Source organism: Aliidiomarina sedimenti (assembly GCF_003986955.1).
Taxonomy (GTDB): domain Bacteria; phylum Pseudomonadota; class Gammaproteobacteria; order Enterobacterales; family Alteromonadaceae; genus Aliidiomarina; species Aliidiomarina sedimenti.
In genome coordinates, this window is the sequence record NZ_PIPN01000001.1 from 441778 (window position 1) to 467431 (window position 25654).

Here is a 25654-nt window from a genome sequence, read left to right on the forward strand (position 1 = left end):
CTACAAAGGCGTTAGTATAACGGAAGTTCAACTCTGCCACCATTGCCACAGCAAGTGCGCTGCCAGTAACCACAGAAACGCCCCCATTACCCGATCAAACCAGTAGCCCTTCGCCAGCAATAAACGACGCATCCAGTCATTGCCGAGCATCAATGCCAGCAAACAAAACCAGGCCATGGTGGCCAACGCCATATACAGGCCATAGCCAGCCTTTACCAGCATCGGCGTTTGCGGCGCTATCAGGGTGGTAAAAAGCGCCAGAAAAAACAACGTCGCCTTGGGATTGAGTGCATTGGTGATAAAGCCAAGCACAAACGCCTTGCCCGCACTCAGTCGATCCGCTTGCTCGGTATCAATGGTCTGAGTCATCGCCGGCGCCCGCATCGCGTTCCAGCCGAGCCAGATGAAATAGCCGCTGGCAGCCAGCAGGAGGGTCTGATAAAGCCAGGGGGTGCGATGGATGACCAGCGCTACACCGAGCAGCGAATAAGCAATATGAACCAGAATACCGGTCCCCACACCGATAGCAATAATACAGCCAAGCCGGATCCCATAACGCACCGCGTAGCGACTGACGACGGCAAAGTCCGGACCCGGGCTCATCACGGCCAATAAGTGCGCGACGGCAATGGTGGTAAACTCGAAAAGATACTCAGACAACGGCTTGTGTCCCCTTAGTTAGCCAGCTAAAATTAACTGTAATTCATACCAGAATGAGAAAAACTCACAATGAAACGCGCCTCACTCAATGCGCTGCGAGTCCTCGCCGCTGTCGCCGAAACCCGCAGTTTTAAAGGTGCCGCCGACAAACTCGGGGTCACTCAATCGGCCGTCAGCCGGCAAATTCAAACACTCGAAGAGCAACTCGGCCTGCGGTTAGTCCAACGCGACAACCGAATGCACGCATTAACCGACGCAGGCAGTCTGCTCGCCCCGGAGTTGCAGCGCATTTTTTCCCAACTCGACGAGCTTATCAATACCTTAACCCAAAGCAAAGCGGCTGATATACGTACCTTGCGGCTGGCAGTGCATGAAAACTGCCTGCAATGGTTTCTCGCCCCCTGGCTGGATGACTTCCACTCGCTGTACCCTCACCTCAAACTGCAAATACAGCAGGCCGACGAATACCTCACTGAAGCCTCCGCCAATGACTGGCGTAACGCGCTGGAACGCAACGAAGTGGATGTGGTACTGAGTTGTGGCCAGATGCGCGGCAAAGGCGTGGTGATGACCCCGGTGCAGGAGTTTCACTGGCAACTCCACGGCGACGCTAAAGGGCCCCTGTTTTCAGTCATCGGCAGTGGCGACTTAAGCAACCTGACCCAACAGCAGCGTAACGCAGGCACCACGCTGACCTATCGCGGCGTACAGGAAGTGGCAAACACCGGCATGGCATTGACCCTGGCGCAGTTGCAACATGGTCAGCTGCTGATGCCCAGTCATTATTCGCAGCCACGTCAGGGGCAGCGTCTCGCGCTTGATTTACCCGCACAGGAACTGACGGTGGAGGCACCGGGCATGTTGCAAACCTTTCATGCGCGGCATAAAGAAAACGAACTGGCGGTGGTCGCCTTTACCAATTGGCTGCGCCATGTGGTCACGGTTTAAACCGTCGTTGCAGCCATTTTTCCAGCTCAAGAATAGCGAACAGAATAACCCCGACCGCAACGCATAGCAGACCATGCTGCATGCTTAAGGGTTCGCTGGCAAACAGTGCTTGTAACCAGGGGCTATAGGTAAACAAAAGTTGCAGCACAAATACCGCCATCACTGCCAGCAAAACAGGTGGCGTGCCTTTCACATCGGGTATTGAGAACGACGCGCGGCGCAGGTAACGCACACTAAACAGATACCAGACTTCCATCGCCACCAGCGTATTGACTGCCATCGTGCGAGCGTAGCCGTCGCTATAGCCTTGCCATTGTGCCCATTCAAACACCGCAAAAATGCCTGCGGTAAAGAGTGCCGACACCAACCCAATACGCCAGATAATAAATCCCGACAACCAGGGTTCAGTAGGCGCACGCGGAGGACGGCGCATGACGTCGTCCTCACTGGCCTCAAACGCCAGCGCCAGAGCCAGCGCGATTGAGCTAACCATATTCACCCAGAGGATCTGCAACGGCATAATCGGCAGGGTTAGCCCTATCAGTAGCGCCAGAATAATAGCCAGCGACTCACCGCCGTTGACCGGGAGCAAAAAGGTGATCGCTTTCTTCAGGTTATCGTAAACCGTACGTCCTTCGTGAACGGCTTTAACAATGGTGGCGAAATTATCATCCGTCAGCACCATTTCACTGGCTTCACGAGCCGCCGCGGTACCGCCCTTGCCCATTGCAATCCCGATATCGGCCCGTTTCAAAGCAGGCGCGTCGTTCACCCCGTCCCCGGTCATCGCCACTGCTCTGTTCCCGGCCTGCAGCAACGTCACCAGGCGCAGCTTATGCGCCGGCGTGGTACGGGCGAATATGTCGGTGTCCTGTAAAGCCTGTGACAGCGCCTCATCGTCCATCTGGTCAAGCTCACTGCCAGTCAATGCATTATGCGGATATTTCAGGTGCAGCATGCGACCAATGGCCGCAGCGGTCTGTACATGATCGCCGGTGATCATTTTCACCGCAATGCCAGCCTGATGGCACTCTTCAATTGCGCTAATAGCTTCATCGCGCGGCGGGTCCATGATCGCAACCAGGGCCACCAGCTGCAAATCACTGGCGATACTATCGTGGCTTAGCGTCGCGTCTGCTGTGAAAGGTTTACAGGCCAGCGCCAGTACCCGATTGCCCTGCCTGGCAAGCATATCAATATGCGCATGCCAGGTATCGATTTCAAACGGCGCTGCGCTGTTATAGAGACGACTGCAGCGCTGCAAAATGGCTTCCGGTGCGCCTTTCACCAGAGCCAGTGCACCGCCACTGTCAGCTGAATCATGCGCGGTATCACGATGCAGCGTTGCCATGTATTTATAGCCACTATCGAATGGGATTTCGTCGCTACGCGGCCATTGCTGACGAATGCTTTTTGCATCCAGGCCCGCTTTGCCGGCCAGCGCAAGCAAAGCACCTTCCATTGGGTCACCGCGCACCTGAAAGCCGTTTTCATCCTCCACCAGGTGAGCTTCATTGCAGAGTAAGGCGACCTCAAAAATCCGTTGCTCTGCACTAACCCCACTGTCGCCCTGAATATCCCCATGCGGCGCATAGCCTACACCGCTTACCTCAAACCGGCCCTGAGGTGACACCAGTGCGGTCACGGTCATCTCGTTGCGGGTCAGGGTGCCGGTTTTGTCTGAGCATATAACCGACACCGCACCAATGGTTTCGACAGCAGGCAAGCGCCTGATAATGGCATGCCGGGACGCCATTCTGGTCACGCCAATCGCCAGCGCCACGGTCAGAATGGTTGGCAATCCTTCCGGGATAGCTGCAACCACCAGACTCACCACCGCCATAAACATATAGCTGGCGTCGTTACCACGCAGCATACCCAGCGCAAATACCAGCACCCCAACCAGCAAAATAGCCATGGTCAGGTACCGGGCAAACTGGGCCATCTGGCGCAACAGGGGTGTGGTGAGCTGTTCGACACTGGCGAGCATTTGATTGACCTGGCCGAGTTCGGTGTTGGCCCCGGTAGCGACCACGATGCCCTGCCCCTGGCCCTGAGTCACTAAAGTGCCAGCGAACGCCATGTTGCTGCGCTCGGCCAACGGCATAACTTTGTCCAAGGTGCTGCTGTGCTTGTCTACCGCAACCGACTCACCGGTTAACGCGGCTTCCTGCAGCGCCAGATTGTTGACCTTGATCAGACGCACATCCGCCGCGACCTTGTCACCCGCCTCAAGCAATAACAGGTCACCGGGTACCAACTGAGTGCTTTCAATCTGTTGCTTGTGCCCCTGGCGAATGACCTGGCTGTATTCTGCCAGCATCCCCTGAATGGCTTGCAACGCCTTTTCCGCTTTACCTTCCTGAAAAAAACCGATCAGCACGTTGACCAGCACCACCGCCAGAATGACCATGACTTCGAGCCACTCAGCTAATACAGCAGCCAGTGCCGCCGCCACCAGCAGCACCACAATGAGGAGGTTATTCAGTTGTTTGAGTAAACGTTTCCAGGCCGGGTCACGCTTTTTATCTGGCAGGCGGTTGTCACCATACTGCTCTCTCAGCTGGCCAGCCTGGGCGTCCGTGAGCCCGTGTTTATGATCAGTAGCAAAGGCTTTGCTTACCTGATCGACGGTCGCCTGGTACCAGGCGGTTTGTGCCCGCTGTACTGAATCCGAATCCTTGTTCGCCATCTACCCATTTCCTGTTAGCTGAACGTTAGTGGGTTACGCCAGTACCATCATAGCGAAAGACCCCAGTCCTGCCAGAACGCCTGTTCCAGTGTCTCGCGAAAGTTCGGGTGTGCGATTTCAATCAATGCCTTTGCACGCTCTTTAATACTGCGCGCGCGTAGATTCGCAATCCCATACTCAGTGACAATATAGTGCACATGCGCACGTGTGGTAACGACCCCTGCGCCAGGCGACAACATGCTACTAATTCGGGACACCTGGCCGCCTTTGGCGGTCGACGGCAATGCAATAATGGCTTTGCCGCCTTCGGCAAGTGCCGCGCCACGGACAAAATCCATTTGGCCACCCACGCCGGAGTAAATTGAAGTGCCCATCGAGTCGGCACAAACCTGGCCACTTAAGTCGACCTGCAATGCACTGTTAATCGAAACCACTTGCGGGTTTTTGCGAATCACACTGGTATCGTTGGTGTACTCAACATCAAGGAAAGCCACGTCGGGATTGTCGTCAACAAAGTCATACAAGGCCTGAGTCCCCATTGCGAAGGTGGTAACTATGCGGCCTCGATGCTTGCGCTTATTGCTATTGTTAATCACCCCGGACTGCACCAGCGGCAGCACACCGTCTGAAAACATCTCGGTATGGATGCCGAGATTCTGATGGTGCTGCAGGCAACTCAGGGTTGCATCCGGAATCGCGCCAATACCAAGTTGCAAACAGTCACCATCGTCGATCAGGCTGGCCACATTGGCACCAATTTGGCGGGTAATCTCATTTTGTCGGGCCGGCCGGTGTTCGTGCAAGGGGGCCTGATATTCAAAGGTACGGTCAAAATCGCTCAGGTGCACAAAGGAATCACCGTGCGTCCGCGGCATTGACGGATTAATCCAGGCAATCTTACGCTTCGCCACCTGTAACGCAGCACGGGTGGCTTCGACCGAAATACCCAGACTACAGAACCCGTGTTTGTCCGGTGGAGAAACCTGGCATAGAACCGTATCAACGGGTTGTTCGCCACTGCGCATAAGTTTGGGGATTTCAGACAGGAAAATTGGTACGTAGTCAGCCAGTCCCGCCGCCACCGCCTGGCGGGTCGACCCACCAACAAAGAATGCGCGCTGACGCAGGTGCCCCTGCAACGCAGGGTCGGCCAATCTTTCACTACCCTCGGTATGCAGTTGCAGTAACGTCAAATCACGCCGCTGCAGCGCAATATCTGCCAGCCCGTGCAACAACAAATAAGGGGTGGCTGCCATCGAATGACACCAAATAATGTCCTTGTCCTGAATAAGCTCCAAAGCCTGTTGCACTGAGGCTGCCTGCATATTGATCTCCCTGATAAACCATTGGTTGGGTGGAAACTACCGCAAGCCTAGCACATTGATTGGGGGCCGCAGGCTGACCCATATCAAAGCTTTATAGCAACCAGTCAATTGGCAGCCAGGAGAAAAACCGCACTGAGGCACGTTGTAACAGCGTGCTATCGGGTTCTGTATCATGCCGCTGAAGGTGCCCCGGGTTGCGTTCCAGCCAGTACATCCGGCCCGATGGTGCGAGACGAAGCTCATAAGAGTTAAAAGGTACGTCCCTGGCAAAAATATCAGCGGTCTGCTGAGCCAGCATCTCGCTTTCAATAACAAAGCCAAGTTCAGTATTCAGCGCGGCGGAACGGGGGTCAAAGTTAAACGAGCCAATAAACACCCGTTCCCCGTCAATGGCGAAGGTTTTCGCATGTAAACTGGACGCAGAGCTGGCAAAACGAGGTATATCAGGATTGCCATTGTCAGGCTGAACCACACTGGGGCGCATTTCATAAATACGGATCCCCGATTGCAGCAAACGTTGACGCCATTTAGCATATCCAGAATGCACAATCGCGACATCGGTGGCGGCAAGTGAGTTGGTCAGAATATGGATTTCAACTCCACGGGCGGCCATTTCCTCAAGGGTTTCAACCCCCGTTCGGGTGGGTACGAAGTACGGCGAAACCAGATAAATACTCGCTTCTGGTTTGCCCATAATGTCGCGTAAGGCATAGGTCAACAGCTGGTTTTCGTCGACCGTACCCAGCACTTTGCGCGGGTCATCGCTGACCATGCTGGTCTGAGCCCACTCAAGCGGTACCTCACCATCCAGCATTTGATTAAAAAGCTCGCGATCCCGGATGCTTTGCATAAACAGCGTAGCGGCTTCTTCATGTTCAAATAACGTCGCAATAGTGCTCGCTTTCTGCGCGGAAGAGACCGGTGACGTCAGCAGTTCCAGAGGGTAAGCAGACTGACTGTTCCAGAAGTCATCAAAATCGGCGGACACGTCGGCTACGACGTCACCAATTGCCAGCGCATCGAGGTCAGCAAAAAGGACTCCGTCGGCACCGCTGAAATAGTCATCGCCGACGTTACGGCCACCGATAATAGTGACCTGATTATCAGCGGTGAATGACTTGTTGTGCATACGCCGGTTAGCCCGCGCAAAGTCAGTAATAAAACCTAAACTACGTGGGCCACGGATGGCAAAGGGGTTGAACAGGCGCACTTCAATACTGGCATGCTGATTCAGTGCGACCAGCTTGTCTTTAATAGGCGCGCTATTCAGATCATCAATTAACAGCCGTACCCGCACCCCACGCTGGGCAGCATCATACAGAGACTGCATCAAAAGCTGGCCGGTGTTGTCATTGCGCCAGATGTAATACTGCACATCCAGGCTGCGCTCGGCGGCGCTTGCCAGTAATAGACGGGCCGCAAAGGCGTCCTGCGCCTGCGGCAGGGTTAAAATGCCACTTTGTTGCGGATGCGCGGTAACCTCATCCGCTATTGCCTGCCCGATTGCAGTACTCTGTGTAACCGACACTGGGTAGGCAAAACTGTCACTACGACCATCAAGCGCTGGCAGACTTGAGCAGGCTATAAGCACCATCAGGGTAACCACCCCAAGCCCAAGCCAGCGAATCGGTCTCATTAGTTGTTGCGCTCTTTTTCGCCCTTAATAACGGTCGCAATCAAAAACCATGCAAGCAGGGCAATAAACACCACTGGAAAAGCAACTAACATAAATACGCCCATACTAATTAAATCCTCAAAATACTCATGTGATCTGGAATGTCGACGTCAAAACTGGTGGTTTGGGACAAATAATCGCGCATGGCTTCCAACGCATCAGGTTCGCCATGAACCAACTGAATATTGGTCCCGGGGCGAAGCTTGGATTGCTGCAGCCATTGCCCGAGCTCCTGGTAATCGGCATGGCCGGACAGCCCTTCAAGATTACGAATCGATGCCCGAACTTCTATCCACTCGCCGTGCAGCTTAATTCGCTCAGTGCCGTTGATCATTTTAGCACCTCGCGTGCCCCCTGCCTGATAACCGGCAAATAAGACAGTGCTGCGATGATCAGCCAGCCAATGTTTAAAGTGGTGCAGAATACGTCCGCCGGTCGCCATGCCGCTACCCGCAATAATAATATGCGGGCCAGTCTGCTTGCCAATCGCTTTGGACTCATCAACGCTGTGCGTATAGGTCACCACATCTTCGGCATGGCTGCATTGAGCACCGGTTAAGCGAAGATGTTCATGGTAGTCACCATACATATCGGAGACTCGTATCGCCATTGGGCTGTCGAGGAAAATAGGCAAACGTGGGACCTTATTTTCATCCATCAAGGTGACCAGCATGTGCTGCAGCAACTGGGCACGGCCAACAGCGAAACTTGGAATCATCAGCACCCCACCCGCTTTGGCCGTTTCATTGACTACGTCAGCCAACTCCGCAAAGGGGTCATACTCTGCGTGTTTACGGTCGCCGTAGGTCGACTCCAGCAACAGGCAGTCAACCTCTGGCAGTGGTTCCGGCGGGTACATCATAATGTCATTGGGTCGTCCGACATCGCCGGAGAAGCCAACCCGCTTACCGCCGTGCGAAGCAATGACGCTGGCGGCTCCCAGAATATGACCAGCCGACTGCAATTCAAACTCGATGTCGCCAATGCTAAAGCGTTGTTTGAAATCCACCGGCTGCAATAACTTCAGCGCCTTCTTCGCGGTGTCTTCGTCATACAACGGCTCTGGGTCTTCGTGACGGCTTAGCTTATGTTTTTTCAGATACTTAGCGTCTTCTTCCTGAATTCGTCCGCTGTCTGGCCAGAGCACCGAACAAAGCGCCGCCGTGGCGGGATGGGTCCAAACCTGACCACGGTAACCATGCTTATACAACACCGGGAGATAACCAGAATGGTCAAGATGGGCATGGGTCAGGACCACCCCATCGACATGGTTGATCCCCAAAGGTAAGGGTTGCCGGTTGCGTCGGCGCAACCATTTATATCCCTGAAACAGACCACAATCGACCAGCACCCTGGTAGTTTTTGTTTCCAGTAAAAAACGCGAACCGGTAACGGTTTCTGTGCCACCTAAAAACGTAATACGTAAGTCATGCTGATCTGCCATGCCGATAGTCCTATTGTAGTTCGTCAATTGCTGCGGAAATGCCATCCAAGGTTAACCCGTACATGCGACCCTCCATAATGTGCTGGATCAACTCAATGGACTGGTAATACGGCCATCGTGCAGAGTCCTGAGGGTTTAACCAGACAGCTTTCGGGTAGACATCCAGCAAACGACGTAACCAGACTTCACCCGACTCTTGGTTCCAGTGCTCAACGCTACCACCCGGGTACGCAATTTCATACGGCCCCATGGTCGCATCGCCAATAATCAACACCTTATAGTCACTGCCGTAGGTATGCAAAACATCGTTCAATGGTATTTGCTGATTAAAACGCCGCTTGTTGTCTTTCCACACCCCTTCATAAATGCAGTTATGAAAATAAAAGAACTCAAGATGTTTAAACTCACTGCGAGCAGCGCTAAATAACTGTTCGCACTCGTAAATATAGTCATCCATCGAGCCGCCAACATCAAAAAACAGCAACACTTTCACTGCATTATGACGTTCAGCCTGCCATTGCAAATCTAACAGGCCACCCTGGCGCGAGGTTGCGCGAACGGTGTTCTCTAAATCCAGCTCGTTGGCAGCGCCGCTGCGCGCGAAGCGCCGTAACTTGCGCAGAGCCAGTTTCATGGTGCGGTTGTTTAACGCCGCTTCATCATCGAGATCACGAAACTCCCGCTTATCCCATACTTTCACCGCACGCCGGGCATTGGAACCCTCCTGACCGATACGGATCCCTTCCGGATGATACCCATAGGCGCCAAACGGCGAACTACCACCAGTGCCAATCCATTTGTTACCTCCGGCATGACGCTTTTGTTGCTCATCCAGCCGTTCACGAAACTTATCCAGTAACGACTGCAAATCGCCCTCGCCTTCAAGCGCGGCTTTGTCTGCCTCACTAAGCTGTCGCTGAATAGTGCGCTGCAACCACTCTTCAGGTATCGCGCTGGCCAGATCGACGTCATGTACACCCTCGAAGTACTCAGCAAAAGCGCGATCAAAGCGATCATAATGGCGCTCATCCTTCACCATCACCAGTCGTGACAGGGTATAAAAGGCTTCAATATCGGCAAACACCAGTTGCTGGTTCAGCGCATTCAACAGATCGAGCAGCTCAGTTAAGCTGGCCGGCAGACCGTGTTTACGCAGACATAAAAAGAATCCAACCAGCATTAGCGCCCCTGACGGCGGCTCATGAACGCCAGCTTTTCAACCAGTTCAATGTCCTGCTCGTTTTTCAACAAGGCGCCAAACATCGGCATCAGTCCGCCTTGTTTCTGTTCTGCCTGTAACGCTGGCGCATCGATTTGCTCAGCCAGCAACAGCTTAAGCCAGTCCAGTAACTCAGAGGTCGACGGCTTTTTCTTCAGGTTTGGCATTTGCCGTACATCGAAGAAAATATCCAGCGCTGTACTCAATAAGTTTTTCTGAATATCAGGGAAATGAACTCCCACAATAGAACGCAATGTCGCTTCATCAGGGAAACGAATATAGTGGAAGAAACAGCGACGCAAAAATGCATCCGGCAGTTCTTTTTCGTTATTTGAGGTGATAATAACAATGGGCCGTTGCTCGGCACTGACCTGCTCACCGGTTTCATACACATGAAACGACATCTGGTCGAGTTCGTGCAGCAAGTCATTGGGGAATTCAATATCCGCTTTATCAATTTCATCGATCAGCAGCACCGGCCGCTGTGCGGCGGTAAACGCCTGCCATAGTTTGCCCGGGCGAATGTAATTGGCGATGTCATGCACTTTGTCGCTGCCCAGCTGGCTGTCGCGCAAACGCGAGACCGCATCATATTCATAAAGTCCTTGCTGAGCTTTCGTGGTCGACTTAATTTGCCACTGAAGCAGCGGGGTATCCAGCGCTGCTGCCAGTTCTTCTGCAAGCCGGGTTTTACCGGTACCAGGCTCACCTTTTAATAATAATGGTTTTTCCAGCGTCACTGCCGCGTTTACAGCCAGCGCCAGTTCATCAGAAACAATGTAATTATCGGTACTACTGAAGGATGTCACATAACCACCTGTCTAACTAAATTGGGCACTCATCATACCCACCTCACCACGTTACCCCAAGTACAAAAAACACCGGTGCTAACGCAGCCGGTGTTTTTCGTTTGCTAGTGACGGTTAATACCTTAAGGTTGTTACGTTAAGTCATTAACCTTGGCGTTGGGTAATTATTTGCTGCGTACAAAGCCGCGAATGACGCCACCAATGCCGATAATTGCCAGCACAGCGCCGGAAATCAGAAACCAGATAGAGTTATCGGTCGGTTGCCCCTGGAATGTTTCGCTTACCTCAGATGCAATAGACTGTGACTCCTGGTAACCGAAGTACAATAAAATTAAACCAGCAATGAGAATGGCGAGTGAAATAAACTTATCCATAAATTGACTCCTGTATTGTTGTCATAAACAACCGTAGAACAAGACCTTAGGGAACGCCAACTTAATAACTAAGATTTTCGATAGGTTAACTCATGAACATGGGTCAAAGCCTGACGGATTTCGGTCAGACGAAAGGGCTTGGTCAGGTAGGCATTCATTCCCGCCGCCATCGCACGCTGGCGCATGGTCGGCATTGCATTTGCGGTCAGTCCGACAATGTAAGGTTGCTTTAACGCTTGCTGGCGGATGCGAATCGTTGCTTCAACCCCATCCAGATCAGGCATATGAATATCCATAAAGACAACATCAAACTCCTGGCTTTGCAGCACCTGTAGCCCCATTTCCGCTGAGGAGGTGGCCACGTAAACCTGCTCCAGGCTGCTTAGCATTTCACCGAGAATCAACTGGTTGACGTCATTGTCGTCGATGACCAGAATCCGATACACAGGCAGCCGTGTTATGCCTTTACTGGCCGCCATGGCAGGCTCGGTTGCCGCGACCGGTAAGGTGATGGTAAAGGTACTGCCGAAGCCGGGTTCGCTCTGCACCTCTGCCAGCCCTCCCATTAACTGCACCAGGCTGCGCACTATACCCAGGCCCAACCCGCCTCCTGGCTTAGGGTGCATGGACTCCTCGCTTTCCTGCTCAAATACATTCCAGACTTTTTCGGTGTCTTCAATGCCCATCCCTGAATCGGCTACCTGCAAGGTCAGAACATCGTTGTGCCAGCTTAAGGTGACCCGAATAAAGCCGATTTTGGTGAATTTGAATGCGTTATTCACCAGATTCACCGCAATCTGTAAAAAGCGTGACTTATCCAGCAATACCCAGTCGGGTACCCCGTCCCGCCGTTCAACCTGATAGTCAATGCTACGCCGGCGCGCCTGTTCACCGAATAACGACTGCAAATGGGTAAGCAAACTATCGCAACTCTGTACGCTTGGTTTAATCTCCAGCTTGCCCTGGTCGGCGCGGCTGATATCAATGGCATCGTTCAGTGTGTTGAGAAGATAGTCGCCACTTTCCTGAATAGTCTCCAGCAATTGCCGCTGGTAGTCATCCAGTTCAGTGCTCGCTAAGACGGATGCCAGGCCGAGAATACCGTGCAAGGGGGTACGGATTTCATGCGACATATTGGCCAGAAACAAGGTGCGCGAACGGGCTGCTTCGCGTGCGTCCAGTTCCGCCTGACGCTGCTTAGAGATATCAGTGTGGGTTCCGGCAACGCGTACCGGTTCAGCGCCATTCCATTCCACGACTTTACCGCGGTCAAGTACATGCAGGTAGTGGCCGCGGGTGTGGCGAATACGGTAAACATGCTCATAAAACGGTGTATTAGCGGACAAATGCATCTGCAGTGCACGATGCCAGCCGAGGCGGTCTTCAGGGTGGATCAGGCTTTCCCATAGGGCCACAGACACCTGCGGCGGATTTTCGTCGAGCCCGTACATGGTCAGCCAGCGTTGATTAACCTGCAGCGTGTTGTGTTGCGGTGCCCAGTCCCAGCTGCCGAGCCGGGTCCCTTCAAGAACCATCTGTAGCTGACTGCGTTCCGCCAGTAGTGCCAGTTCCAGGTTTTTACGCGTGGTTATATCCAGCAGATAGCCGATCATGTAACGCACGGTCCCCTGCTCGTCCCGCTCCACCATGGTGGTATCAGCCACCCAGACTTCGCGGCCGTCAGCACGCAGTAGCCGATAGTCCTCGTGGGAAAACGAACTCGACGTCTGATCCTCTAGTCCGGCCCGCACCTCGTCACTGACCCGCTCGACGTCATCCGGGTGGACGATATCAATGAACGCCACCCGGCGGCTGTAAAAATCCTCTTTACTGTAGCCGATCAGTTCTCGGACATTGTCAGTGCAATGCAGCACCGGCCAACCCGGCAAATGGTCCCACACGAACAGAGTAATGTCGTCATTCGCCGAAAACAGCTCAGCCAACTCACGGGCAATAATCATCAGCGCTGCCAGAGCTCCACATGCTCGCCCAGGGTCCCTTTTTGCTGCCATTCAGCAAATTGATCCGCCATCCGGTAGCCGACCTCGACCGCTTTTTTCCAGTATGCCTGACGCGTGTCGGCATCCAGTTTAACGAAGTCATTGCGGTCCGGGATTTTGCCGTAGGGTAGAGCGTCGAGGAAAGCCTGACTGGGATGCATAAAAATCACATTTGGCCATTGCTTACCTGAGGTTCGGCGCCAACTCAGCTTTTTATCAAACCAGCCTGGAATCACCTCTGAGTGGAAATGCGGATAGAGCACCAGACCGGACTGTCGCGACAGATCAACATCGAAATGATAGTCGGTAATGCCACCATCGCGATAGACCCCTGGTGGCGCGCCCGGAATATCCCGTACTCCTTCCAGCACCATAGGAATAGAGCCCGTTGCCAGTAGCGTCTGGCGGAAGTTCCTGCTGCTTAACGCAACGCGGCTGGTCGGCAGATCGTCCCAGTGCTCACCCAGATCCGTTCCCGCCTGCGGGTGATGGAAAATAACCCGTTCAAAGGCAGACTTGAGGGCTCGCCGGCTGAGTAAATTGCCGGCCGCCGCCCGGGCCAGGCCTATCGCCTGACGGCGACGCGACTCAAGCGCCGCCCAGCCATTGCAGCGGGCAACAATCATATGGTGGAGAAAGGTCTGCTGGTTCAGTATTTCACTGATATCCTCATCGCTGACGTAGTGCTCAAGTAAGGTTTTGGCATTGTCGGTGATTTCTGCTGCGGTCGGTTTGGCACTGTAGGTTTGTGCCCGATAAAGCTCGCAGAACAGTTCGCTGGCTTTCGCCGCATGCGCGCGACCGAGACTGGCAAAGCGCCACGCCCCGGCTGAGGTACCGAGTAACTGCAGTGGCGTTTTGCGCTGGGCAAAAAACTCTCCAAACAGATAGTTATCCAGGCCCTGCAACACAAACCATTTCGGTCCGCCTGAGGCACCCAGCAACAAATTTATATCTTCCTGCTGCAGCCCCTTTTCCTGAATATGTAAGTACGCCTCCGCACCGGCTTTAATGTCTAACCACTTTGTCATTGCAAATCCTTAAGCCTGACCTTTGCGTTCAGCCAGTACACCCAGCGTAATAGTAACAATCAGTACCACTGGTGCCAGATAGTAATTGGGCAACTGTGCCAACTGACGAGCAAAAAACGGGGTCAGTAAACTGGTTAACAAGCCATATCCAAAGGCACATAACAGGATGAAAAGCGTCGTTCGCAGGACAAAATGATAATGATGAATCTGTCGCCGCACTGCAGCATTAATGTTATTGCCATACAGTACCAGTAAGGTGGCAACGACCATCAGCGAAACCGCCATAAGGTGCGGTCTAACCCACTGACTGGCTTGAACAATCCAGCTCTCAAACATGTTTCTACTACCCTGTTTCCGGTTCACAAAAGGGGGCAGTATAACGCGCTTTGCGGGCTAACGCATAGCGTCTGAGAGTGCTATCATGAGCTCTTCTGAACCCCGTTCGCTAACACAATTGGATTCGTTTTCATGAAAGTCATTAGTTTTAATATCAACGGCCTGCGAGCCCGGCTTCACCAGCTTCAGGCACTTATCGAGAAACATCAGCCAGATGTCATCGGGCTGCAGGAAACCAAAGTACATGACGATGCTTTTCCGTTGCAGGACGTTGAAGCCATGGGTTACCAGGTCGTTTTTCACGGCCAGAAAGGTCACTACGGCGTCGCCTTAATGAGCAAATTGCCGATACAGGACGTGAGCTACGGTTTCCCCACCGACGATGACGATGCGCAGCGGCGTATGATCATGGCAACGGTGACGGCTGCCAACGGTGAACTGGTGCGCGTTATGAATGGCTATTTCCCGCAGGGCGAGAGCCGTGACCACCCGGTCAAATTCCCTGCCAAAGAGAAATTCTACGCCGACCTGATGAATTATCTTGAGCAGGACTTAAGCCCGCAACAGCCTGTCGTGCTGATGGGCGATATGAATATTTCATCCAAGGATTGCGATATTGGAATCGGCGATGCCAACGCCAAACGCTGGTTGCGTACCGGTAAGTGCAGTTTCTTACCGGAAGAGCGAGAGTGGATGCAACGGTTGATGGATTGGGGTTTTAGCGACACCTTCCGTGACGCAAACCCGGATGTAGACGACCAGTTCAGCTGGTTTGATTACCGCTCAAAAGGCTTTCTCGACAACCGCGGACTGCGGATTGACCTGATCCTGGCCACCGCCCCCTTAGCACCCAAGTGTGTCGAGACGGGGATCGACTACGAACTGCGCGGTATCGAAAAGCCATCGGATCATGCGCCGATCTGGTCAACCTTTAAGCTAAGCGACTCATAACAACACTCAGTATTGATCAGGTGGTAACTCGCTAAGCGCTTTACGCAGGATAAGCGCCAAGTCAATATAACAGGGCCCCGGGCGATGTGACGGCAGACGCACATCCTGCCCGGCGACCTGCAGCTTACTTTGCAATTCAAAGTACCAGCCGCGAAGATTCAACGGCAGCTCACTATAAGCCCGCTTGCCCAGCCAGTAATACCCTTGCAACGGCAGCAGCAATAAAAACATAGACGCCATAATAATCATCGGTAAATGCTCAGTACCGAGCCAGAACCACTGCACGCCAAAATTTGTAACCGCCGCAGCTGGTAACATCCAGCTTACCAAGCGGGTTAACGGAATAATCTGCGCTTCGGGTAACGCGCCAACCACCGCATGGTTTGGCCACAGTTTCATATACCGCCAGCCGTTTGCAAACACCTTCATCACCTACCTGCCTCTTTACGTATCGCTGAGCTAGCCCTCATGAGCTTAGTGTAATCCTTTTCCACACAACCACCAATGGCCGTTTTTAGCCCACTACGTTCACAATCTGAGCGTAGCGGACAGATATCAACCAGTGGTATTACTGTTTAATTATCAGTAACTTGCAATCTTGCGGTCAGGTAACTAACAAAGTTATCCACAGAAAATGGGGATAGCCTGCAAATTGCCAAACGGCCAGCGATTTGTCACACTCAGGCTTCTGCTCACAAGGATAAGCTGACACTGTGTATTTATTAGACCATCCGACTCAATATGGCACGCTGCAACAGCGGATTCTGTCACCTGCCAACGGCGTTGCTTCAGCGCTAAGCGAGAGCCCGTTAGCACTCGACCGTCTGGCGATTCCCGGACCAGGTGCGCGAATTAAACTGCGCACCCAACGCATCCTGGCACCGGCCCGCTGCAAAATATTGAGTGTGTCTGCGGACCGCTGTGAATGGCGCTTAGCGCTCAACAAATCACTCCAGTTACGTCTTCTGCTAAGCAGCAGTGCAGCCTTGCCACTGGCAAACAGTCCCTGTCAGCCGGGCGATATTGTAACCCCCAAAGCAACCCTGTTTACACTAACCCCAGAGGCATTGCGTCAGGACCCGGTATTAACCCTCAATCTTCTCAGCGAACAGACTAAGCTCGGCCTTTTTGTCCATAGCGGGCAACACCGTGCCGGTGAAGATGTTTTATTCAGTTTAATTGAGCTTTCACAAGAGGTTATAGAACACGACTTATGAGCACAGTCCTATTTGGTATAAAAAACTGCGATACGGTGAAGAAGGCTCAGCGTTTTCTTACCACTCATGATATCCCGTTTGAATTTTCCGATTTTCGCGACGAGCAACCAACGGCTGAACAAATCCAGAGCTGGATAGCCATCCTCGGCCTGGAAACCCTGGTTAATAAACGCAGCACCACCTTTCGCCAGCTTGACGACGACGCTAAGCAAAGCAACGACGCCGAACGCTGGGTTGAGCTTATTCAGCAACAGCCAACCCTTATCAAACGTCCCTTGTTAACGCACGACGGGAGCCTTTATTGTGGCTTCAGCGATAAAAAGTATCAGGAAATCTTCCATGTCTGAGCAGACGCACCCAACCCTGCAACTGGCCCGCGAGCTCATCGCCCGAGCCTCGGTCACTCCTGAGGACGCTGGTTGTCAGCAAATCATCGGTAAACGTCTGCAGGCACTCGGTTTTCAGCTTGAAAGCATGGTCTTTGAAGATACCACCAACCTTTGGGCCCGGCGCGACAGTCAGCCCGGCGGCCTGTTTTGTTTTGCCGGTCACACCGATGTGGTGCCGGCAGGTGATCTCGACAAATGGAATACCCCGCCCTTTGAACCAACTGACATTGATGGTGTTTTGTTTGGTCGTGGGGCTGCTGATATGAAAGGTAGCCTGGCCGCTATGGTAGTGGCCTGCGAACGTTTTATCGCAAAGCACCCAGAACACAAAGGCTCGATCAGTTTTCTGATCACCAGCGATGAAGAAGGCCCGTTTATCAATGGCACCACACGGGTTATCGATACGCTGGAAGCTCGTAACGAAAAAATACGCTGGTGCATTGTCGGTGAACCTTCCAGTACCAGTTATTGTGGCGATATCATCAAAAACGGGCGCCGCGGCAGTTTAACCGGTGACCTCCAGGTCTGGGGTATTCAGGGTCATGTCGCCTACCCTCACCTGGCCCGTAATCCGGTCCATCAGGCGGCACCAGCGTTGCACGAACTGGCAGAAACAGTCTGGGACGAGGGTAACGACTACTTCCCGCCGACCAGTTTCCAGATCTCCAACCTGCATGCGGGAACCGGTGCAGGCAACGTCATTCCCGGCACGCTGCATGTCTCGTTTAACCTGCGCTACAGTACCGAGAATACCGCTGAGCAGCTAAAAGACCGCATTTTGCGTATTTTTGATGGGTACGGCCTAGACTACGCTATCCACTGGACCCACAACGGGCAGCCGTTTTTGACCACCGACAGTGGCGAACTGGTTCAGGCCACCCGCGAGGCTGTTAAATCGGTGACCGGTCATCTGCCCAAACTGTCCACTGCGGGTGGCACCTCGGATGGCCGCTTTATTGCACCAACCGGCGCTGAGGTGCTGGAACTGGGCCCGGTCAATGCATCGATTCATAAGGTCAATGAATATGTCAGTCATAACGATCTGATCGAGCTGACTGATATGTATGAACAGACTCTAATCAACCTATTGGTGAACGACAAAGAATGACAAACCCGGACTACCAGACGCTGACCGGACTCACTGCGGCCCATGTAGCGGCAGAGGTTGACGGCTGTCCGCTCCACCCTGAGACGGTCGCTGCCTTTACCCGCATGCAGCAGGAAGCAGCAAGTGCAGGCCACGACTTGCGCGTTGCCAGCGGGTTTCGCAGTTATCAGCGTCAACTGGCAATCTGGCAGCGCAAAGTTGAAGCTCTGGGTACTAACCCGGCTGATGAGGATTTGCTGAGCATTTTACACTGGTCGGCCATGCCCGGCGCCAGTCGCCACCACTGGGGGAGCGACTTGGATGTTTTCGACAAGACAGCATTGGGAGAGCAAGGCTTACGGCTGGAGCCCTGGGAATACCAAGCAGGAGGCCCTTGTGCCCCCTTGTATGACTGGCTGCAACAGCACGCCCATCGCTTTGGCTTTTACTGGCCATATGATACAGACCGCGGCGGTGTAGCGCCGGAACCCTGGCATTTAAGCTATGCCCCGGTTTCGCAGCCGTTTCAACAGGCGTTCACGCTCGAACACTTGCAAGCCGCCTGGCTTGAACAGCCACCAGCTGCTTTTGACTGGCTGCAACAAAAAGCGCCTCAGCTATTTGCCCGTTATGTGCAACGGGTTGCTGAGGCGCCTCGCGAGTCAGGTTAGCGAACCGGTTGCCTTAAAGCTCGACACCAATCCGTTTGGCGACGGCTTCATAGGCTTCAACCACCCCACCAAGGCCCTGGCGGAAACGGTCTTTGTCCATTTTATCCAGGGTTTCTGCGTCCCACAGGCGACATCCGTCCGGGGTAAACTCATCACCCAGAACGATCTGGTCGCCAAACAGGCCAAACTCGAGCTTGTAATCCACCAGCAACAAACCGGCTTTTTCAAATAACGAGGTCAGCACCTGGTTCACTTTAAAGGTCAGCGCTTTCATCTGTTCGATTTGTGCCTCAGTGGCCCAGCCGAAGGTAATGATATGTGACTCGTTGATCATAGGATCATGCAGCGCGTCGTTTTTGAGGAAAAACTCAAACGTCGGCGGATTCAGCGCCTGTCCTTCGGTCACACCCAGACGGCGGACCAACGAACCAGCGGCACGATTACGCACCACGCATTCAACCGGGATCATCTCCAGCTTTTTAACCAACGACTCAGTATCCGACAGCAGTGCATCTACCTGAGTAGGCACACCAGCCGCTTCCAACTGCTGCATAATAAAATGATTGAACTTGTTATTGACCATACCTTTGCGGTCAAGCTGGTCAATCTTCTCACCATCAAACGCAGAGGTGTCATTACGAAACTGCAGGATCAGGCGGTCAGCGTCGTCTGTGGTGTATACAGTTTTTGCCTTACCGCGGTACAGCTCTTCTCGTTTTTCCATGATTGTTTCTTATCTCACAGCGTTGGTTAATCAGCGTGCTCACTGAAAGCTTCAGCAAACACTGGGAACAATTTATCGATGGTTTCTTCATCCAGTACTTCATCGTCGTGGCGGATCACGATGTAAAATACATCATCCACTGCATCGACCTGGAACTCATACCCACTGCCTCGGGGTAAACCAAGTAACCCACGATCTTCAGAACTCCAGAACGCCAGACGACTCCAGAAACCCGGGCGTCCACCCGGCTGGTAATTGGCATAGTAAACACCATCGCGCTGGTTGAGGTCTTCAACTTCAAAACCAAGGTATTCAAGCGCGCCAGGCATTAAAACCCAGCCCGCTTCAAAGTTTACATCGAGCGCATATGCGGGGTCACCCTGTGGGCTTTCAGCATGGCGTAAAGCGCGCGTGGCACGAACCTGAGCAACCCGTTGGTCTTCAAAGTTACGCTGCATACGTAACGATAAATCATTCAGGAAACCCGCTTCTACTTCACGTTGCAAACTGACCGGAACCTCCTGCGGTTCACCATCTTCCAGCCAGCTGACATCAGCCGCCGTCACATCCAGGCGGGCAGAACGACCGTGGCTTGGTGCTTGCATTTCGATGCGCAGGCTATACTCAGAGGTCTGTTCAATCCGGTCGCGGCGTAAACGAGCCCAGAAGCCTCCACGGGAACGACTGCCTTCAACCGTTTCAATGGTGCCAGTCTGGATATATTCTAATTCGCTTTGCTCAGTAATTTCGATATCGCGTTCAGCCAGCAAGGTCTGCATCTCTTCCCAAACCCATCCGGCCACGTCGTCCATATCTTCGATCGCATCAAACCAGATCCGTGCGTCGCGGCTTCCCTCTTCAACACGGCTACCTGGCACCAATGGCATAACCTGCCGTGGTGAGCGAATACTCTGTTCAGTGCCTACCGGCCCCTGAGCAGTGTCCAGATTAGGAATACTAAAATCCGGATTCTGGGCAACATTCTGCATACCTTCCGGTACCAGTAATGCTCCCCGTTGATTAATATCGACGTACTCAAATCCACCTTGGGCCTGGTCACGCTGTGATGTGCACCCTGCCAGTGCGATGACCGTTGTTGTAACGGCTAAACCTCGCCAGAACTTCATGCAAACTCCGTTATTTTAGTAATCCAGCATTATGTAACGCTGCTTCGATAGCTTTCTGGCTCTCAAGTTCCGGAGATGTCAGCGGTAAGCGGTAAAACTCGTTAATCCAGCCTAACCGTGCCATCGCCCACTTCACCGGAATCGGGTTCGCTTCAATGAAAAGTTTGTCATGCAATTCGCGCAGTGGCGCGTCCAGTGTTTCAGCCTGCTCCCGCTCACCGCGGCGTGCGGCGTCGACCAATGCTTTGATCGTTTTTGGCACCAGGTTGGCAGTGACGCTGATAACACCATCCCCGCCCTGTAATAAAAACTCACACGCGGTGGGGTCATCGCCACTGAGCAAAATAAACTCGTCACCACAGGCGTCTTTCAGTGCTTTTACCCGGGACACATCACCGGTTGCTTCCTTAATACCTACCACATTGGGTATTTTCGCCAGCTCTGCGACCATCTCAGTCGACAGGTCACAGCACGTACGGCCCGGAACATTATATAGAATCTGCGGAATATCAGCGGCTTCGGCTGAAGCACGATAATGGGCAAGCAAGCCGGCACGGCTTGGCTTGTTGTAATAAGGAGTCACGTTCAGGAAGGCATCAACGCCGAGGTTGGCCATCCGTTCAGTCAGTTGTACTGACTCAGCAGTGGCATTGGAGCCGTTACCGGCAATAACCTGAATGCGGCCATTGGCAATCTCAACGGTGGCCCGCACTACATCGACATGCTCGTCATGGCTCAGGGTTGGTGACTCGCCCGTGGTACCAACCGCAACAATAGCGTCGGTGCCCTGTTTAATGTGCATTTCAATCAGTTCGGCGAGCAAAGTGTAATCAACATTCCCCTGCTTGGTGAACGGCGTCACCAACGCGACCATACTACCTGTCAGCATAATTTCTCCCAGCGTTGTTTAAGTGCTCAATCTTACTTGCGCAACACCCTAAACACAAGGGTGTAAACAACGACTGGCGGAATGCTTTACCCTATGTTTAGATAGATCACAGCAAACAAGATAACCACAAGGAGTTCCCCCATGAAGACCCTGCAAGCGGGCGATCAAGCCCCAAAATTTGAACTACCGGATCAGCAAGGCAACCAGGTTGCACTGAGTGACTTATTAAAGTCGAACCGTGTTCTGGTCTATTTCTACCCAAAAGCGATGACCCCGGGCTGCACCGTCCAGGCACAGCAGCTGCGCGATCACAAAGACCAGCTGGCAGCCAAAAACACCGTTGCAGTGGGTATTAGCCCGGACGCTCCGAAACGGCTGGCTAAATTTACTGAACGCGATGACCTGAATTTCATTCTGCTGGGTGACGAAGACCATCAGGTGGCTGAACAGTTTGGTGTCTGGGGTTTAAAGAAATTCATGGGCAAAGAATACGATGGCATCCACCGGATCAGCTTTCTAATTGAGCAGGACGGCACTATCAGCCAGGTTTTCGATAAATTTAAAACCAAAGAGCACCATCAGGTGGTCCTCGACGCGCTCTAATTCACCATGGTCTAATCAGGCAGCTGCAACAACCAATTCAGCAGCTGCCGGTTCACCTCACTTAAGGTACCGCTCATCGCCGCCACCGCTTCATCAGCGTTTCCCGATCTGAATTCAACCTCAGCACTAAAACTTTCTGCGGCCAGTGACTGGCGGTTTGAGCGTTGCATTACGCCGACATGCAGTTCAATTCGTGCCACGGTTTGTCCGCTTTGCTGACGCACCGAAAAATCACCCAGTTCGGTCAACAAAATCAGTTCACCCGACGCGCCATCCCGTTCATGGGTGACCGATTCAAATGCGCCGCTTGCCCGCAGCTCCTGCACTATCCGGCTCGCCAGCAGAATCGGTGCGCGGTCAGCGAGGCGCAAATTCTGCCAGTAGGCCTGGCCCTGAGCCGTTTGAAATACGCTCAGCCGCGCGCTGTCAAACGCCTGCACGGTTTCCGGCAGCCGCACTTCAAGGCTGTATGGCAGGCGTTGCTCAGCCTCAACGGCAGCCACCTCTGACGGCGCTGGTAAGTGGTAAATGCGGACCCGTTCTGGTTCAGGTAAAATGCTGCAGGCAGTGACAAGGCAGAGCCCAACCACAACTAGTATGAGCTGTTTCATGGGTCCACTTCCTCCACTCGCTGGCGTTGTAGTAAGAACCCTTGCGGATTCTGCTCGATCTCACGAATTAAACGCTGTAATGAACGCATGGTGCGGCTGACATCTTCAATCGCCGGGCCGGTTTGTTGCATTCCCTGCAGCGTACGTTGCAGGGCTTCGTCGTTCTCCTGCAGTAAGTTCTGGATCTCCGTGCTGCTCTGAGCAATCGAATCCATCGCCCGTTGCAGTGACTGCAGCGATGCGTTTCCTTCTTCCTCTAACAAGCGTGCACTCTGCGTCGCCAGAGCGCCAAAGGCATTAATACTGACCCGTATCTCGGCCAGGGTCTCGCCAAGTTCATCGCGCTGTTCAGTCAACATCGCCGTCATTTGCTCGACATTATCGAGAATTCCCGCAACCCGCTGCGAGTTGTCATCAGAAAACATTGCATTCACATTCTGCACCAGGTTGTTGATGTCGCCCAACAGGCTCTCACTGTTCGCCAGTAAGCGGTTCAGGCCCGACTGCTCAGCATGAATCACCGCCGGGTTCTCTGCGCTGCCGGTGAGACGCGGGCTCTCCGGAGTACCGCCATACAAACGGATCAGCGCACTCCCTGTGATATTAGCCAGACCCAACCGGGCGCCGGTATCTTCGCGCACCGGAGTATCAGCATTGACCCGGATACGTACCCGCACCACCCGCGGGTCGTTGTCATCGAGGCGCAGGTTTTGCACGTCGCCCACGGTAATGCCACTGTATTCCACCGGACTGCCAGGGGTCAGGCCACTGACTTCATCGCTAAAGACCACCTCGTAGTAATGCAGGTCCCGATCAATGTTGCTTTTACCTAACCACAGCGCGACCGCCACCATCAGCGCAACCGCGAGCAGGACAAAACTGCCGACTAACACATGGCGTGCATTTGTTTCCATTTAAGCGTCCTCTTTTGCATTGACTGGGTGGCTTTTTCCATGTTGTGCGGCGCGACCGCGCGGCCCCTGAAAGTATGACTGAATCCATTGATCCGGATGCGTCGCCACACGTTCTGGGGTGTCCACCACCAGCACTTTGCGCTCAGCCAGCACCGCGACCCGGTCACTGACTTTAAAAATACTATCTACATCGTGGGTGACCAGAAATACAGTTAATCCGAGCGCGCGCTGCACCGTGACTAACAGCTCATCAAAATCATTGGCGCCAATCGGGTCCAGCCCGGCGGTGGGTTCATCCAGAAACAGAAAATCCGGTTCCAGTATCAAGGCTCTGGCTAGCGCGACCCGTTTGATCATGCCCCCTGATAATGACTGCACACTGTTGTCAGCAACTGCAGACGACAGACCGACCAGACGCAACTTCATCAGCGCCAGTGCTTCCGCATCCTCTGCTGGCAATGACAAATGCTCCTGCAACGGCAGCAATACGTTTTCCAGCACAGTCAGCGACGAATACAGTGCTCCGCGTTGAAACAGAACTCCCATCCGCCGCTCCAGCTGCACGCGTTGCTCGCTGTCGGCGCGCAACAGATCAACGCCATCGACCTCAATCTGGCCTGCACTCGGCCGATGCAGCCCAAGAATACTGCGCATCAGCACCGACTTACCGGACCCCGAACCGCCCACCACGGTTAGAATTTCACCCTGCGCGACATCAAGATCCAGCTGCTCGTGAACCAGGTTGTCACCAAATTGGTTGTGCAGCCCCCGAACGCTGATAATTCCCTTGCTCACCATCCCATCTCCAGGAAAAACAAAGCAAATAAAGCATCCAACAGGATTACCATAAATATCGACTGCACCACGCTGGAGGTTGTATGTTCACCCACTGACTGCGCGCTACCCGCCACTTTAAAGCCTTCCAGACAGCCTATCAGGGCAATCACAAAGGCGAACACCGGCGCTTTACCCAAACCTACCCAGAAATGAACGGGTTCAATGTCGCGTGAAAAAATATGCATAAACAGCGCCGGTGAAATATCCAATGCCAGCCAGCACACCAACATGCCCCCCAACACTCCGCATAGCATCGCAATCAAGGTCAGTACCGGCAGGCTTATCAACATCGCCAGTACACGCGGCAACACCAGCACTTCAACCGGGTTAAGCCCCTGCGCGCGCAATGCATCAATTTCCTCATTGGCTTTCATCGAGCCGAGCTGAGCGGTAAAAGCACTCGCGGTTCGCCCCGCCAGCAGTATCGCTGCCAGCAGGACTGCAAACTCGCGTAAGAAAGCAAACCCAACCAGGTTTACGGTGTAAACCGCGGCGCCAAATTCGTCCAGTACCCGGGCGCCGAGAAACGCAATCACCGCCCCGACCAAAAAAGTCAGCAGGGCAACAATTGGAATCGCGTTGACGCCAATCTGTTCAACCTGCGCCGCGGTAGCGGTATAACGCCAGCGTGAGGGGCGAAAAAGAGTCCTGCTCAGGTTATCCAGCGCCAGTCCGAGAAAGGCCAGTAGCTGCTTTTGTTGCTGCAGGACACTGCAGGTTACCCGGCCTATCTGCTCCAGCCATTGCAGTAGCGGGTTGTCCCCGCGGTGCTGCGGTGCTTGCTCGTCTTTACAGGCTTGCAATACCAGTGTCGCCAGCTTCTGTTGTTGCCCGGCTAACTGCGCAGTTTCAATCAGTTCAGTACCAAAATACTGCTGCAGGAGAAACACCCCTGCACTATCAAGGCGACTGATATCACGACCATCCAGTGTTCTGACCGCAGTGATTTGCGTATCGCTCAGCGCATTCAGCGCCGCTTTTGCCTGCTCATACTGCTGCAATGTCCAGTCGCCGCATAAGCGCAGTTGCTGTTCCGCGGAGTCCTGATTATCGCTCTGCTCAGAGTGCTCGATATGCGGTCGATGCGACACGTTGCGATCCTTTTAATTGACTGTGGCCGA

The 25654-nt window shown here is 53.5% G+C and carries 26 protein-coding genes; 7 read left to right on the forward strand and 19 right to left on the reverse strand.

The features are described from left to right. Window positions 1-27: 27 nt before the first annotated feature. Complete coding sequence (locus CWE12_RS02080; RefSeq protein ID WP_241984110.1) at window positions 28-660, reverse strand: LysE family translocator; 633 nt, start codon at window positions 658-660, stop codon at window positions 28-30. Between the two features lie 69 nt (window positions 661-729). On the opposite strand from CWE12_RS02080, the gene CWE12_RS13585 reads away from it, so the two are divergent. After that, the gene (locus CWE12_RS13585) at window positions 730-1608 is read left to right on the forward strand and encodes a LysR family transcriptional regulator (RefSeq protein ID WP_157981907.1); all 879 of its coding nucleotides are present in this window, start codon (window positions 730-732) and stop codon (window positions 1606-1608) included. On the opposite strand, the gene CWE12_RS02090 is transcribed toward CWE12_RS13585, so the two are convergent. The 10 genes from CWE12_RS02090 to CWE12_RS02135 all read right to left on the reverse strand — a co-directional run bounded on the left by CWE12_RS02090 (window position 1598) and on the right by CWE12_RS02135 (window position 14513). Further along, window positions 1598-4300: a cation-translocating P-type ATPase gene (locus CWE12_RS02090; RefSeq protein ID WP_126788009.1), complete on the reverse strand. Its 2703-nt coding sequence runs from the start codon at window positions 4298-4300 to the stop codon at window positions 1598-1600. The genes CWE12_RS13585 and CWE12_RS02090 overlap by 11 nt on opposite strands. 47 nt (window positions 4301-4347) lie before the next feature. Then, window positions 4348-5625, reverse strand: coding sequence for an acetyl-CoA hydrolase/transferase family protein (locus CWE12_RS02095; protein WP_126788010.1), 1278 nt, complete (start codon window positions 5623-5625; stop codon window positions 4348-4350). A gap of 91 nt (window positions 5626-5716) precedes the next feature. Further along, window positions 5717-7261 (reverse strand): phospholipase D family protein, encoded by a 1545-nt coding sequence (locus CWE12_RS02100; protein ID WP_126788012.1) that lies wholly within the window; start codon window positions 7259-7261, stop codon window positions 5717-5719. 109 nt (window positions 7262-7370) lie between these two features. Further along, a complete protein-coding gene (locus tag CWE12_RS02105; RefSeq protein ID WP_126788014.1) occupies window positions 7371-8744 on the reverse strand; it encodes an MBL fold metallo-hydrolase RNA specificity domain-containing protein in 1374 nt (457 codons plus the stop codon). A gap of 10 nt (window positions 8745-8754) precedes the next feature. Further along, complete coding sequence (locus CWE12_RS02110) at window positions 8755-9924, reverse strand: vWA domain-containing protein (RefSeq protein ID WP_126788016.1); 1170 nt, start codon at window positions 9922-9924, stop codon at window positions 8755-8757. Next, window positions 9924-10772: an AAA family ATPase gene (locus CWE12_RS02115; RefSeq protein ID WP_126788018.1), complete on the reverse strand. Its 849-nt coding sequence runs from the start codon at window positions 10770-10772 to the stop codon at window positions 9924-9926. Before CWE12_RS02115 ends, CWE12_RS02110 begins: the two co-directional genes overlap by 1 nt. A gap of 164 nt (window positions 10773-10936) precedes the next feature. Beyond that, complete coding sequence (locus tag CWE12_RS02120) at window positions 10937-11146, reverse strand: DUF3185 family protein (protein ID WP_126788019.1); 210 nt, start codon at window positions 11144-11146, stop codon at window positions 10937-10939. A 68-nt stretch (window positions 11147-11214) separates the two neighbouring features. Beyond that, complete coding sequence (locus tag CWE12_RS02125) at window positions 11215-13158, reverse strand: PAS domain-containing protein (RefSeq protein ID WP_126788021.1); 1944 nt, start codon at window positions 13156-13158, stop codon at window positions 11215-11217. Then, window positions 13107-14177 (reverse strand): alpha/beta hydrolase, encoded by a 1071-nt coding sequence (locus CWE12_RS02130; protein WP_126788022.1) that lies wholly within the window; start codon window positions 14175-14177, stop codon window positions 13107-13109. Before CWE12_RS02130 ends, CWE12_RS02125 begins: the two co-directional genes overlap by 52 nt. A 9-nt stretch (window positions 14178-14186) precedes the next feature. After that, a complete protein-coding gene (locus CWE12_RS02135) occupies window positions 14187-14513 on the reverse strand; it encodes a DUF3392 domain-containing protein (RefSeq protein ID WP_126788023.1) in 327 nt (108 codons plus the stop codon). Between the two features lie 132 nt (window positions 14514-14645). Here CWE12_RS02135 and xthA point away from each other — a divergent pair, with 132 nt between their 5' ends. Further along, window positions 14646-15464, forward strand: a complete 819-nt coding sequence (gene xthA, locus CWE12_RS02140) for an exodeoxyribonuclease III (protein WP_126788024.1) — start codon at window positions 14646-14648, stop codon at window positions 15462-15464. Between the two features lie 6 nt (window positions 15465-15470). Here xthA and yfbV read toward each other — a convergent pair whose 3' ends face one another. After that, window positions 15471-15893, reverse strand: a complete 423-nt coding sequence (gene yfbV, locus CWE12_RS02145; RefSeq protein ID WP_126788025.1) for a terminus macrodomain insulation protein YfbV — start codon at window positions 15891-15893, stop codon at window positions 15471-15473. Window positions 15894-16177: 284 nt separating this feature from the next. Between yfbV and CWE12_RS02150 the strand changes: the two genes are divergently transcribed. From CWE12_RS02150 to CWE12_RS02165, 4 genes are read left to right on the forward strand one after another with little or no spacing between them, the layout of a single operon-like run. After that, window positions 16178-16681 carry a hypothetical protein gene (locus CWE12_RS02150; protein WP_126788026.1) on the forward strand — a complete coding sequence of 168 codons (504 nt, stop codon included), beginning with the start codon at window positions 16178-16180 and terminating at the stop codon, window positions 16679-16681. Further along, window positions 16678-17028, forward strand: a complete 351-nt coding sequence (locus CWE12_RS02155) for an arsenate reductase (RefSeq protein ID WP_126788027.1) — start codon at window positions 16678-16680, stop codon at window positions 17026-17028. The genes CWE12_RS02150 and CWE12_RS02155 overlap by 4 nt, the downstream gene beginning before the upstream one ends. Continuing rightward, window positions 17021-18178: a succinyl-diaminopimelate desuccinylase gene (dapE, locus tag CWE12_RS02160; RefSeq protein ID WP_126788028.1), complete on the forward strand. Its 1158-nt coding sequence runs from the start codon at window positions 17021-17023 to the stop codon at window positions 18176-18178. Before CWE12_RS02155 ends, dapE begins: the two co-directional genes overlap by 8 nt. After that, complete coding sequence (locus CWE12_RS02165) at window positions 18175-18828, forward strand: M15 family metallopeptidase (protein ID WP_126788029.1); 654 nt, start codon at window positions 18175-18177, stop codon at window positions 18826-18828. The genes dapE and CWE12_RS02165 overlap by 4 nt, the downstream gene beginning before the upstream one ends. Window positions 18829-18841: 13 nt before the next feature. On the opposite strand, the gene purC is transcribed toward CWE12_RS02165, so the two are convergent. From purC to dapA, 3 genes are read right to left on the reverse strand one after another with little or no spacing between them, the layout of a single operon-like run. Then, on the reverse strand, window positions 18842-19552 hold the full coding sequence (gene purC, locus CWE12_RS02170) for a phosphoribosylaminoimidazolesuccinocarboxamide synthase (RefSeq protein WP_126788030.1): 711 nt from the start codon (window positions 19550-19552) through the stop codon (window positions 18842-18844). 26 nt (window positions 19553-19578) lie between these two features. Then, window positions 19579-20679, reverse strand: a complete 1101-nt coding sequence (gene bamC, locus CWE12_RS02175) for an outer membrane protein assembly factor BamC (RefSeq protein WP_126788031.1) — start codon at window positions 20677-20679, stop codon at window positions 19579-19581. Between the two features lie 10 nt (window positions 20680-20689). Continuing rightward, a complete protein-coding gene (dapA, locus tag CWE12_RS02180) occupies window positions 20690-21568 on the reverse strand; it encodes a 4-hydroxy-tetrahydrodipicolinate synthase (RefSeq protein ID WP_126788032.1) in 879 nt (292 codons plus the stop codon). Window positions 21569-21709: 141 nt separating this feature from the next. On the opposite strand from dapA, the gene bcp reads away from it, so the two are divergent. Continuing rightward, window positions 21710-22171 (forward strand): thioredoxin-dependent thiol peroxidase, encoded by a 462-nt coding sequence (gene bcp / locus CWE12_RS02185; RefSeq protein ID WP_126788033.1) that lies wholly within the window; start codon window positions 21710-21712, stop codon window positions 22169-22171. A gap of 11 nt (window positions 22172-22182) precedes the next feature. On the opposite strand, the gene CWE12_RS02190 is transcribed toward bcp, so the two are convergent. Genes CWE12_RS02190 through CWE12_RS02205 form a run of 4 tightly spaced genes read right to left on the reverse strand, consistent with a single transcriptional unit; the run spans window position 22183 to window position 25624 of the window. Beyond that, window positions 22183-22782, reverse strand: a complete 600-nt coding sequence (locus tag CWE12_RS02190; RefSeq protein ID WP_126788034.1) for an ABC-type transport auxiliary lipoprotein family protein — start codon at window positions 22780-22782, stop codon at window positions 22183-22185. After that, a complete protein-coding gene (locus tag CWE12_RS02195; protein ID WP_126788035.1) occupies window positions 22779-23696 on the reverse strand; it encodes an MlaD family protein in 918 nt (305 codons plus the stop codon). The genes CWE12_RS02190 and CWE12_RS02195 overlap by 4 nt, the downstream gene beginning before the upstream one ends. Further along, window positions 23697-24494 (reverse strand): ABC transporter ATP-binding protein, encoded by a 798-nt coding sequence (locus tag CWE12_RS02200; protein WP_126788036.1) that lies wholly within the window; start codon window positions 24492-24494, stop codon window positions 23697-23699. It lies immediately after the preceding gene. Beyond that, entirely contained in the window at window positions 24488-25624 is a 1137-nt protein-coding gene (locus CWE12_RS02205; RefSeq protein WP_126788037.1) for an MlaE family ABC transporter permease, read from the reverse strand. The genes CWE12_RS02200 and CWE12_RS02205 overlap by 7 nt, the downstream gene beginning before the upstream one ends. Between the last annotated feature and the right edge of the window lie 30 nt (window positions 25625-25654).